This window comes from Halorubrum sp. SD690R (genome assembly GCF_005435035.1).
GTDB lineage: Archaea > Halobacteriota > Halobacteria > Halobacteriales > Haloferacaceae > Halorubrum > Halorubrum ezzemoulense.
On the sequence record NZ_SGTV01000018.1, the window covers coordinates 52798 to 64640 of the forward strand.

General features: G+C 73.2%; 10 protein-coding genes. 2 read left to right on the top strand and 8 right to left on the bottom strand.

All coding sequences use genetic code 11. The annotated features are described in order from the left end of the window. Nucleotides 1-288 precede the first annotated feature (288 nt). Nucleotides 289-2457: a glucan 1,4-alpha-glucosidase gene (locus tag EXE41_RS12100; RefSeq protein WP_137691148.1), complete on the bottom strand. Its 2169-nt coding sequence runs from the start codon at nucleotides 2455-2457 to the stop codon at nucleotides 289-291. A 104-nt stretch (nucleotides 2458-2561) separates the two neighbouring features. Here EXE41_RS12100 and EXE41_RS12105 point away from each other — a divergent pair, with 104 nt between their 5' ends. Further along, entirely contained in the window at nucleotides 2562-4856 is a 2295-nt protein-coding gene (locus EXE41_RS12105; RefSeq protein ID WP_137691149.1) for an alpha-amylase family glycosyl hydrolase, read from the top strand. A gap of 88 nt (nucleotides 4857-4944) precedes the next feature. After that, complete coding sequence (locus EXE41_RS12110) at nucleotides 4945-6006, top strand: TrmB family transcriptional regulator sugar-binding domain-containing protein (protein ID WP_094495262.1); 1062 nt, start codon at nucleotides 4945-4947, stop codon at nucleotides 6004-6006. Between the two features lie 94 nt (nucleotides 6007-6100). Here the strand turns inward: EXE41_RS12110 and EXE41_RS12115 are convergent, their stop codons facing one another. The 7 genes from EXE41_RS12115 to EXE41_RS12135 all read right to left on the bottom strand — a co-directional run bounded on the left by EXE41_RS12115 (nucleotide 6101) and on the right by EXE41_RS12135 (nucleotide 11814). Continuing rightward, nucleotides 6101-7189 (bottom strand): hypothetical protein, encoded by a 1089-nt coding sequence (locus EXE41_RS12115; RefSeq protein ID WP_137691150.1) that lies wholly within the window; start codon nucleotides 7187-7189, stop codon nucleotides 6101-6103. Nucleotides 7190-7214: 25 nt separating this feature from the next. Continuing rightward, the gene (locus tag EXE41_RS12120) at nucleotides 7215-8039 is read right to left on the bottom strand and encodes an FAD-binding protein (protein WP_137691151.1); all 825 of its coding nucleotides are present in this window, start codon (nucleotides 8037-8039) and stop codon (nucleotides 7215-7217) included. After that, nucleotides 8036-8218: a hypothetical protein gene (locus EXE41_RS19085; RefSeq protein ID WP_086216540.1), complete on the bottom strand. Its 183-nt coding sequence runs from the start codon at nucleotides 8216-8218 to the stop codon at nucleotides 8036-8038. Before EXE41_RS19085 ends, EXE41_RS12120 begins: the two co-directional genes overlap by 4 nt. Next, on the bottom strand, nucleotides 8215-8391 hold the full coding sequence (locus tag EXE41_RS19325) for a hypothetical protein (RefSeq protein ID WP_169514834.1): 177 nt from the start codon (nucleotides 8389-8391) through the stop codon (nucleotides 8215-8217). The genes EXE41_RS19085 and EXE41_RS19325 overlap by 4 nt, the downstream gene beginning before the upstream one ends. Further along, nucleotides 8392-9573: an ABC transporter substrate-binding protein gene (locus tag EXE41_RS12125; protein ID WP_137691152.1), complete on the bottom strand. Its 1182-nt coding sequence runs from the start codon at nucleotides 9571-9573 to the stop codon at nucleotides 8392-8394. It lies immediately after the preceding gene. 84 nt (nucleotides 9574-9657) lie between these two features. Further along, a complete protein-coding gene (locus EXE41_RS12130; protein ID WP_086216542.1) occupies nucleotides 9658-10596 on the bottom strand; it encodes an ABC transporter ATP-binding protein in 939 nt (312 codons plus the stop codon). Continuing rightward, nucleotides 10597-11814 (bottom strand): iron ABC transporter permease, encoded by a 1218-nt coding sequence (locus tag EXE41_RS12135; RefSeq protein WP_137691153.1) that lies wholly within the window; start codon nucleotides 11812-11814, stop codon nucleotides 10597-10599. Nucleotides 11815-11843 lie beyond the last annotated feature (29 nt).

Below are 11843 nucleotides of genomic sequence, written 5' to 3' on the forward strand. Positions count from 1 at the left end.
TCGTCCTTGTGTCTTTAGTTATAACCCGCTGTCAGCGGAGCGACTGCGATCACCCCGGAGCCCCAGCCGATCGCATAGCAGTCGTGAGTTGACGACCGACGGAGGCGACCTCCAAAGCTCCGCCCCGCACAGCGACCACACCTCACGCCTCCCCAGCCTCGTCAGTCGCCTCCGCTTCGCTCCGGCGACTGACTCCTTCGCACGCGCACCTCGCGGCCGCCGGTGGCGGCCGCTCGGCGGCGCGCGCCGCTCCGCAGGTCTGATGTGTAAATAGTCGCCGGGGTTCGGTCAGTCGTCCGCGGTCGCAGCGTCGGCGAACTGCGGCAGTTCGTCGTCGAGCAGCGCCACCGTGGCCAGTCGGATCGCGTGCGGCCAGCCGAGCGGCGTCGCGCTGTCGGGCGTCCCGTCGTCGAAGTACTGCTCGGGGAGGTACGTCGTCGGCTCACAGAGCGACCCACCGGGCGAGACGTGCGCGAGCAGGTCGCGGGCCCGGGCCGTCATCTCCGCGGCGCGCGGGTCGTCGTGCGCCGCGAGCAGCGCGGCGAGCTCCGCGCAGGCGTTCGCGCCCCACGCGGTCGAGACCGTCCACACCTTCTCCGAGAGCTGGTCGGCCCGCCGCCAGCCGTCGCCCTCGTACCGGATCAGGCCGGCGATGTCGTCGGTCTCGTGGGAGAGGCCGTCGACGACCGTCTCGACGTGCGAGACCAGTCGGTCGAGGCGCTCCTCGTCGACCGCGCCGCCGGCTCCGGACCCGTCGCCCGCCGCGCCGAGCGCGTCGAAGGAGCGGTGCGCGGCCGCGAGTCCGAGCGTCGCCGAGTCGAGCCGGTCGTCGATCCCGCCGTCGAGCGTCTCGCGGACGGCGTAGCAGCCGCGCTCGGGGACCCAGAGGTCGTCGAGCGCGTCGTACACCTCGCGGGCCCGGTCGCGGGCGTGCGCGGCGAGGTCGTCCGGGAGCGACGCCGCGCCGGGGACGGCGTCGGGGTCGTCGAGCGCGTCGACCGCGAGCCCCGCGCCGTGGCGGCCGAGCTCGCTGTACGCCTCGAGGAACGTCGCGGCGGTGTGGGCGAACCGGCCCGCAGAGTCCTCCCACGCGTTCTGACAGACGACCGGGCGGCCGTCCGGTTCGAGCGTGCGGTCGAGCCCAGCGAGCGCGGCGACGAGGGTCGAGTCGAGCCCCTCGACGTCGACGCCCGCCTCGCGGGCCCGCGCGAGGTACGCGACGACGCTCCCGGTCTGATCGGCCTGATAGTCCACGTCCGGCCCGTCCTCGATGCGAGCGTTCGCCCACCCGGGGGCGAGCGCGCCGTCGCGGGGCCACACCCGGTGGGGCCACGAGCCGTCGGGCCGTTGGGTGGCGACGTACATTTCGGCGGACCGCGCGTGCCAGTCGTCGAGGTCGAGGTCGACCGCGTCGGCGGCCCCGAGCAGGAAGCCGGATATCTCCGCGTCGTCGCGGAACCACGTGTAGCCGTAGCCGCCGGAGTGCTCGTAGTACGGGTCGAAGTCGGGGCCCGCGATCCGGAGCCCGGACGGCGCGGAGAGCAGCGAGAGGACCCGGAGGTCCGCGACGACCGACTCGCGGGCAGGAGCCGACTCGGGGACGGCTGGGAGCGCGTCCGCGGCCGCGTCCGCGAGCGCGCTGACGTCGTCGTGGTCGGCGAACAGCACGTCGAGGCGCTCGCGGGCTGCCTCGCGGTCGGTCTCCGCGCGGTCCGTCAGTAGCGTGGCGACCGTCGCGACCCCGTCGTCGAACGGCACGTCGGCGATCACCTCGCCGGAGAGGCGCTCCTCCTCGTACCGGTCGCCGTCGCGGTCGCGCGGGAGCTCGGTCGGGTCGTCGTCGAGCAGCTCGGGGAACGTGGTCGGGAGCTGGCCGCGGAGGTCGGCGAAGCCGGTCGCGCTCGCGAGGAAGTCGTGTTCGTCGGCGTGGTACACCTCGACGGCGTCGTCGTAGCGGAGCTGCCCCACGCGGTCGTCGCGGCCGTCCGGCGCGAAGCGGGCGTAGACGACGAGCGACGCGTCCGCGGGGTCGACGGCGGCCCCGTCGTCGCCCCCGTCTTCCGCGCCGTCGTCCCCGCTGCTCGCGCCGTCGAACTCGACCGCGGCCCGCGTGAGGTGCGCGTCGCCGAGCGTCACGTCGTGGCGGGTGACCGTCGCGCGCGGCGTCTCGTGGACCGTCTCGACCAGCGCGGTGTCGCCGACGTACCGCTGCGTCGTGTCGGCCTCGTCGAGCCACGTGACCTCGTCGCCGACGGCGAGCCCGATCCGGGACCGAACGAGCCCGGTCCGACCGGTCAGCGGGTAGCCGAAGTCGCGGAGTTCGCCGTCGTCGCCGACGTGGACGAGTCGACCGTCCCCGCCCGAAAACCGGCTGGAGACGGTGCGCCGCTCGCCGGGGAAGCGCGTCCCGTCGCCGGCGTGGCGCTTGTAGTCGTCGAGCGCGTCGCGAAGCTGCATTACGCGAATACACGCCGCCGCTGCGTATGAAGCTTTGGTGTAATTATTGTTCACGCGTTTGCCGAACGGAAACCCTCAAATCGCGCCGCGCCGACAGGCGGGTCGTGTACGAACCCGCCCCCCCGCGAACGACGAGCGTCGGCGAGTCCGTCGAGCTGGCAGCGCGGTCCCCGGACGCCGACGGCACGTACCGCTGGCGCGTCCGCGACGCGCCCGCCGACAGCGCGCTCTCCGCCGGAGACGGCCCGGACCCGGACGCGACCGGCCCGCCGAGCACGGCGACGGCAGCGGGTTCGGCGGCCTCGACCGCGGTGCTCCGCGCGGGCGAGACGAGCCGCGACGACGACCCGGTCGTCCACCTCGCGCCCGACGCTCCCGGCACGTACGTCCTCGCGCTCGACGCGCCCGACGGGACGCACCGACAGCGCGTCCGGGCCTTCCCGGACGAGCGACGGGAGACGGAGATCCGCGTCCCGGCCGCCGATATCCCGACGGACGGCGACGACGAGGTCGACCGCGTCTCCCTGCTGTGGCCCCACAACGAGAACCGACTCGGGCTCGACCGGGCCGAGCGCGACGGCGACGAGTGGGTCGCGACGGTGCGGGTCCCGCCCGGACGCCACGGCTTCGGCTTCGTCCCCGACGGCGACCGCTCGGCGGCGTACCACGGCGACTGCGAGGTCCCTGGCCCCGGGCGACCGCGGATATCGCTCGACGCGGCCGCCGTCGAGGGCGACGGCCCCAAGGAAAGTGACCGGCTCCGCCTGACGGCCGAGATCGAGCCCGCGCCCGCCGTCGACGACGTGGAGCGCGCCGGCGATCCGGACGCCCTCGACGTGACGTTCCTCGTCGACGACCGCGACGCCGACCCGGAGACGGTGGCGGCGATCGAGTCGCGCGCCGACGGCCGGACGCTCTCGGTCCCGCTCGACGAGCTCCCGGACTCGGTCCGGATCCGCGCGGCCCCGCACGGTGAGCGGTACGGGGCTGCGGAGACGGTGCGGGTGGAGACGGACGCGAGCGACGGAGACGCTGCGGAGGCGACGGCCGCGTCGGTCGCGGTCGCCGACCCGAACCCGACGCCCGAGTGGGCCGAGTCCCCGACGATCTACGAGGTGTTCGTGCGGTCGTTCGCGGGCGACACGCTGCCGACGACGTTCGCGGAGATCGAGCGCCGAGTCGAGTACCTCGACCATCTCGGCGTCGACGCGCTCTGGCTCACGCCCGTCCTCGCCTCGCCGACGGACCACGGCTACCACGTCACCGACTACTACGACACCGCCGCGGACCTCGGCTCGCGCGAGTCGTTCGAGTCGCTCGTCGACGCCTGCCACGACGCCGGCATCCGGGTCGTCTTCGATCTAGTGATCAACCACACCTCCCGCGACCACCCCGCCTTCCAGCTCCACTCGGCCGGCGTCGACGCGTACGCGGACCACTACCGCCGGACCGACGCGGCCGCCGACGTGACCGGAATCGAGTGGGCCGAACTCGACGGGGGCGCGGCGCCCGACTACTACTTCGAGTGGGGCCGCATCCCGAACCTCAACTTCGACAGCCCGGCGGTCCGCGGGTGGCTCCTCGACGTGGTCGACGAGTGGGCCGGCGTCGTCGACGGCTTCCGCGCCGACGTGGCGTGGGGCGTCCCGCACGGCTTCTGGAAGGAGGTGGCAGACCGCGTGCCGGACGACACGCTGCTCCTCGACGAGACGCTGCCCCACGACCCGTTCTACGGCGAGGGGGAGTTCCACCGCCACTACGACACCTCGCTGTACGAGACGCTCCGCGCGGTCGGCGCGGGCGAGGAGCCGGCCGACGCGGTCGAGGCCGCCCTCGCGCGCGGCGAGTGGCTCGGCTTCGACGACGGCCGCTCGCAGATGCGGTACGTCGAGAACCACGACGAGGACCGCTACCTCGCGGAGTACGGTCGCGACGCGCTCCGCGCCGCCGCCGCGGTGACGTTCACCCTGCCGGGGGCGCCGATGATCTACGCCGGGCAGGAGCGCGGCAACGAGACGTACCGCGGGCCGATCCGGTGGCACGACGGCGACAACGATCTCACCGACTTCCACCGGCGGCTGGTCGCGCTGCGCGGGGCCGAACCGCTCCTCCGCGACGGCGACGTGACGTTCGAGGGTCGCGCGGCCGACGTGCGCGTCGTCGAAGGGGACGCGGAGCGGGCGACCGCGTACGAGCGGACGCCGGCGGGGGGAGACGGGAGCGAGGCCGATCCCCTGCTCGTCGTCGTCAACTTCGCGACGGAGCCGGCGACCGTCGCCGTCCCCGACGGGGTCGAGACGGACCTGCTCGGCGACGGAAGCGCGGTGGACCGCGACGGCGGCGGCGACGGCGATGCCGGGGTCCGGGTCGCGGTCGACGCCGCCGCCGTGCTCCGGTGACCGGTCGCCGTCGCCGTCGCCGCCGTCGCGGAGCGGCGAAGCCGCCCGGTACCGACTCCTATAAGTGTCGCTCGCCAGAGGCGTGCGTATGGACGACCGGACGCTGACCGACCTCCTCCGTCGCTTCGGACTCTCTGATAAGGAGGTCGACACCTATCTCAGTCTGCTCGAACACGGCGAGGCGAAGGCGAGCACCGTCGCCGACGCGGCGGGCGTCTCGAAGCGGTACGTCTACAGCGTGAGCGAGTCGCTGGCGGAGCGCGGCTTCGTCGAGGTGAACGACCACGTCGTGCCGACGACGATCCGGGCGAACCCGCCGGACGAGGTGATAGACCGGCTCCGGTCGGACGTGGACGCGATGCGACCCGGGCTCGCGGAGCGGTACTCCCGCGTGGAGCGCCAGGCCGAGCAGTTCGAGGTGATCAAATCGCGGGTCACGGTAATCAAGCGGATCCGGTCGCTGCTCGCGGACGCCGAAAGCGAGGTGACGCTCTCGATCACCGCGAAGCAGCTCCCCGAGGTGCGCGAGGCGCTCGCCGACGCGGTCGACCGCGGCGTCCTCGTCCTGCTCGTCGTCTCCGACGCCGACGCGAGCCTCGACGCGGACGACCCCGCGCTGTCGGGCGTCGCGAACGTCGTCCGGACGTGGAGCGAGGCGATGCCGACGCTGCTCACGGTCGACTCCGCGGCCGGCGTCGTCTCCCCGCCCGAGCTCCTCCGGCAGTCGACCACCGACCGACAGGCCATCGCCTTCGCCCAGGAGCAGCTCGCGCCCGTGATCGTCGGCTCCTTCCTCGGGAACTACTGGCCCGCCGCAACCGAGATGGCCGTCGCCGAGCCGGCGCCGCTCCCGGTCGAGTACACCGACTTCAGACACACCGTCCTCCAGGCGACCCTGCGGCTCCGCGCCGGCGACCCGCCGCGGGTGACCGTCGGGGGGCGGTGGACCGACGACGACGAGGCGGCCGAGATCGTCGGCCGCGTCGTCGAGACGAAACAGGGGATGGTGGAGCCGAGGAACAACGAGTTCCCGGTCGAGCACTCGCTCGTCGTCGAGACCGACGACGGCGAGGTCACCGTCGGGGGACAAGGCGCGTTCGTCGAGGACGTCGAGGCGGACCTCGTCCGGATCGAGTCGGACGAGGAGTAGGGCGGCGACGCGGGGTTCCGGAGGCACGGGACGCGGACCCCGAGACGCGGAGATCCGGAACACGCGGCGGAGCGACGCGTCCTCCCGGCGGCGGTCAGCTCTCCGAGGGAACCGACGAGCTCGACGGGCCGCCGTCGAGGGAGGGAGCGTCCGGATCGACCCTGAACCAGCAGTCTGAACCGGTCGCGTCGCCGCCGCCCCCGAGCAGCGCCACGCCGGCGAGCCGACCGCGCGGGTCGCGGCGGCACACCTCCAGCGCCACCGGCAGCGTCGGGACGCGGCCGTCCGTCGGAGACAGCGCGTACCCGGAGACGCGGACGGTCGCGCCGCGATCGGCCTCGGCGGCCCGGTCGGGGCCGTCGGCGCGTTCGGAGCCGCCGACGCGCTCGTAGTCGTCGACGAGGCCGACCGCCGCGAGCCGGTCGAACGCGGCCGCGACCGGGTCCGCGGCCGGCGTCGGCCCGGGGTCCGGGAGGCGCTCGGCGGCCGCGGACAGCACCGTCGCCTGCGCCTCCGGATCGAGGTGGCGGTCGAGCGCTATCGCCGTCGCTTCGAGCAGGCAGAGACAGAGGTCGTCGGGGTCGGAGAGCCGTTCCGCGAACGCGAAGTACGCGTCCATCACCGCCGACTCGACGCGGTCGTGGCCCGCCGCGGAAAGCGCTTCGAACGCCGCCGCCGCCGCGGCGTGACAGAACTCGACGCGGTCGCGGCGCGGGCCCCGTCCGGGCGGTCCGGACCGGGTCGGTGCGTCGGGGTGCGGATCCGCGTCGCCATCGAGGGCGCTCCCGTCGCTGCCCTCGGCGTCGCGGTCGCCCTCGGCGGGACGGTCGTCGACGGCCTCCACCACGCGGTCGGTCAGCTCGTCGGCCGCGCCGACGTCGAGGTCGGGGACAAATCGGTCGAGGCCCGGGTCCCCGGTCGCCGTCCCGGTCGTCGGCTCCGCGAACTCCTGTCTGACGATCACGTCGTAAAAGGGGAGTTCGGGGTCGTAGCGGCGGAGCGCGTCGCGGTACTGCTCGGTCGCCCGGGCGGCCGCGCGGGCCGTCTCGCGGTCCGCGAACCGCAGACCGGCGGCGGGGACCGGGCGGTCGCCGTACCGCGCGCAGACGAGAGAGAACTCGCCGTCCTCGCTCGCGAGCGATTCGATGTGGGTCGCGATGTCGAGCAGCGTCGTTCCGATCACGGCCGTGTCCTCGGTGTCGGGTCGGTCACTCCTCTAGGCTCGGGTGCGTCTCCTGCGGGTCCGGGTGCGGTTCGGCGAACCGGTCGCGCGTCGCGTCGAGCGCGGCCGCCTCGCGCTTGCGGCGCTCGGCAGCGTCGATCTCCTCGCAGCCCGGCGGCACGTCGCGGTCGCGGTCGGTGAAATACCCCTTCGGCGCGACCCAGTCGTGGTAGAACGGCTCGTCGGACTCCTCCAACAGCGTCACGGCGACCTCCGCGCCGTGGCCCGCGCACACCGCCGCCTGGTGGGGTTTGCGGGCGAGCCGCCCCGCGGCGTACAGCCCGTCGACGCCGGTCCGCCCGCGCTCGTCGGCGTCGACGTACGCCTTCCCGCGGTCGACGATATCGACGCCGTCGAGCTCCGTCAGATACCCCACCTCGTTCTTCGTCGCCGCGACGACCCGTCGGGCACCGATCCGGTCGCCCTCGTCGGTGGTCACGGCGAAGCGGGCGCCGTCCGCCGCGTTTCCGGCGTCGGCCGCGTCGGGGTCCCCGTCGGCGAGCGAGACCCGCGTGACCCGGGCGTCGAGCCGGTCCGCGCCGGCGGTCTCCGCCTGCTCGCCGAGCAGGTCCAGCAGGCGGCGCGGGTCGACGCCGAGCGGGAAGCCGGGGAAGTTCTCTAGGCGCCCGTTCCGCCGGAGGATCGACTCGCCCGGGTCGACGACGAGCGTGTCGAGCCCCTGCCGAGCGGTGTACACGGCCGCAGAGAGCCCGGCGACGCCGCCGCCGACGACGACCGCGTCGCGCTCGCGCGGGCGCTCGTCGGTCGGGCCGTCCGGGCCCTCGGCCGCTCCGGTCGCGCCCGCCGTCATCGCTCGATCACCCGTCCACGTCCGAAGGCGTCGCCGGTCCGATCGCGGTTCGAGTCCATACCCGTTGACGCCGCCGCGACGAGATACGGGCTTCGGTCGCGGGTCGCGTCCCCGACGCGACCCGAGCGGGCCGATGCGTCGATCGGGCGCGCCGGAGCGGCCGACGATCCCGCGGTCATCGGCGAACTCGGACCGGCCGCTCCGCGGCGATGAAGGGCTCGTCGCGGTCGGTCGCCGCGAACGCGATCCCGCCGCACTCGCCGCGCTCGACGCGCCACGTCGGCAGCGCGGGCACGTCGTAGTCGGTCGGGTCGCCGTACGTCGCCGCGACGGTCCACTCGCGGGCGCGCATCTACAACTCTCCGTTGATCGCGTCGGCCACCCGTTGCCGGTCGAACAGCCGCTCGCCTTCGGGGATCTCCGGGTACGGGCCCTCCTCGTAGCGGGGCCACGCGCCGAACGCGTCGGGGTACAGCTGCTTCGCGGTCATCTCCAGCTGGAAGAGGTTCAGGATCGGTCCCTGATACCGCGCGCCCTGCGGGTGGATCCGGTCGTTCTTCACCGCGGTGACCTCCGAGCCGACGGGGTCCTCCTCGAAGGCGGCCCGCCGCCCGGCCATGTCGGTTCCGGGCTCGAAGCCGCCGAGGTAGAGGATCACGTCGGGGTCGGCTTCCAGTATCGTCTCGAAGTCGACGACCGTGCTGGACTCGACGCTCCCTCCGAAGGCGTCGCGCGGCCCGAGCGGGCGCGTGTGCGACGTGAGGAAGCTGGGGTTGCTCAGCGTGTACGCGTAGATCTGCTCGATGTCGGCGGCCGCGACCATGATCGCGGTCGGGCGCTCCGACTCCGGCGGGAGCCCATCGTCGATCGTCGCGAGGAGCTCCTCGCGGACGCCCGCGAGCGCCTCGTAGCGCTCGCGCTCGCGGAACGCCTCCGCGACGATTTCGAACTGCTCCCAGAGGCCGTAGTACTGGTACCCGTCGGCCCACTCGCCCGTCGGCTCCTGGTGGCGGTCGGAGAGGGAGTTGCCGAACCACGGCGAGACGCGCTCGGCGATCTCGTCGACGTCCTCGCGGCTCCACGCGTCCTGCCGGGTGATCCACGCCGGGTCGGCGAGGTGGACGTCGCTGTCGAGTTCGTACAGCTTCTCCTTGTCGGGCTGCCACGATGAGTAGAGCCCCGACCAGTCGAGCGAGACGCCGGGGAGCCGCTCGACGAACTGGTTCCAGAGCCCGTCGTAGTAGTCCGGCGCGTGCATCGCGGTGAGCCCGTCGCTCCGTCCGAGGGCGAACGCCATGCCCGCGTGGTGAGTGAGCCGCGTGAACACCGTCTCGGGCGGCGACTCGAACGTCACCTCGCCGGTCGGCGAGATCGACGCGGCGTAGCTCTCGTCGCCGCCGTCGGACCTCGACGGATCGGACTCCGCGCCGCCGCCGGCACAGCCGGCGAGTAGTCCGCCGAGGGCGACCGTCCCGCCGTACTTCGCGAACGCTCTCCGGGTGTGTCCGTCGACTGCCTCGTCGCTTCTGCGCATATTTTTAGGCTAGCCTAAACCAATTTAACCGTTCCGATCTTTAGGCTGGCCTAAAAACACGCCGCTCCCCCGCACCGGTTCCGGTCACTCTTCGTGGCGCGCGCGGATCGGTGTGACTCGCGGCCCGCGGTCGGTGTCGACCACGTCGGCGTCGACGCGGAACACCTCGGAGAGCAGGTCCTCCGTGACGACCTCCTCCGGCGGGCCGCGCGCCCGGACTTCCCCGCCCTTGAGCGCGACCACGCGGTCGGCGAGCCGCGCGGCCTGCTCGATGTCGTGGAGGACGACGACCACGGTGACATCGCTCTCGTCGCGGAGCGTCTCGATTACCTCCATCACCTCCATCTGGTGGTGAAGGTCGAGGAACGTCGTCGGCTCGTCCAAGAGGAGTACGTCGGTGTCCTGCGCCAACGCCATCGCGATCCACGCCAACTGCCGCTGCCCGCCGCTCAGGCTCCCAACCTCGCGGTCGCGCAGGTGGCCGCAGCCCGTCAGGTCGATTGCGCGCTCGACCGCGCGAGCGTCCTCCTCGGTCGTCCGCTCGAAGAACCCCCGGTGCGGGTAGCGACCGTGGTACACGAGGTCCTCGACGGTGATGCTCTCGGGCGACGTGCGCTCCTGCGAGAGCAGCCCGAGCCGCTTCGCGAGCGGCTTCGCGTCCATCGACTGGACGTCGCGCCCGTCGAGCAGGACCGAGCCGTCGTCGGGCGCTATCTGGTCCGCCAACCCCTTCAGGAGGGTGCTCTTCCCGGAGCCGTTCGGCCCGACGAGCGCCGTCACCGCGCCCGGCTCGGCCGCGATCGACTCGCCGTCGATCACCGGCTCCGGGGCGGTCGGGTAGCCCACCACGAGGTCCTCGGCGTTGAGGTCGCTCGCGTCGGTCGCGTCGCCGGCTCCGGTCGGTCCGGTCGCGTCACCGGCCCCTGTCTGTCCGGTCCCGTCGCGCGGGCCGTTCGCGCCGCGCGTTTCGGTCTTGCCGCTCGATCCCTCCGGTTCGGTCGCGTTCGCACGGAATATGGACACTCAGAGCTCACCCACGTTCTGCCGCCGCCGCATCAGGTACAGGAAGTACGGGCCGCCGACCAGCCCGGTGACGATCCCCACCGGGATCTGTGCGTCCGCGCCGGTTAGGACGCTCACCCCGAGGCGCGCGCCGACGTCGGCGCCGACCATCAGCGCCGGGCCGACGAACAGGCAGCCGACGATCACCCGCTTGTAATCGCTGCCGACGAGATTCCGGACCACGTGCGGGACGATGAGGCCGACGAAGCTCACGATCCCCGCCACCGCGATGCTGGCGGCGGCCGCCAGCACGGCGACGCCGGAGAGCGCGAACCGGACCCGCTCGATCGACATCCCCAGCGACTTCGCCGTCTGCTCGCCGAGGAGGAGGAGGTTCAGCTGCCGCGAGCCGACGAGCGACAGCACGACCGCCACGAGCGTCCACGGGAGCGCGGTCCGGACCTGCTCCCAGTCGGTCCCCGTCAGCGACCCCGTCGTCCACTGGATCGCCGACTGGACGACGCCGATGTCGTCGGCGAAAAAGAACAGCCCCGTCTGGAGGCTGTTGAAGACGGTCCCGACGATGACGCCCGCGAGCACGAGCCGGACCGGGCTCGTCCCGTTCTTCCACGCGATAGCGTAGACGATCAGGAACGCGACCGATCCGCCGAGCGCCGCGATCAGCGGGAGGAACGCCGAGAGCCCGCCGAACACGACGAGCGTGAGCAGGATGGTCAGCCCGGCGCCCGAGGAGACGCCGAGGATGAACGGGCTCGCGAGTTCGTTGCGCGTCACCGCCTGGAAGATGGCGCCGGAGACGGCGAGGTTCATCCCGACGACGACGGCGACGAACACTCGCGGCAGGCGGATGCTCCAGACGACGAGCGTCTCGCGCGCGAGCTCCGGCAGCTCGCCCCGGAACCCCGTGACCGCCCGCATCGGCTCCTCGCCGAGGAGGAAGTTGAGGAACCACCGCGGGTCGAGCAGGACGGCCGGGTCGAGGACGGCCCGCCACGCCTGCCCGACCGTCATCGAGTATGCCCCGAAGCTCACCTGAACGAGCCCCGCGAGGACGACTATGAAGAGGCTCACCGCGGCCACGGTCGCGAGCCGCGGCTCGAAGAGCCACCCGAGCCGACCGCGCCCGCCCGGTCGCCTCGCGGTCGACTCGCCGCTGACCGCCCGACCCTCGCCCCCCGTCACCCGCCCGCCGTCGGTCCGCGACCCCTCACCGCTCATCGCGGGCCTCCGTCGGCTCGCGGCGCGTC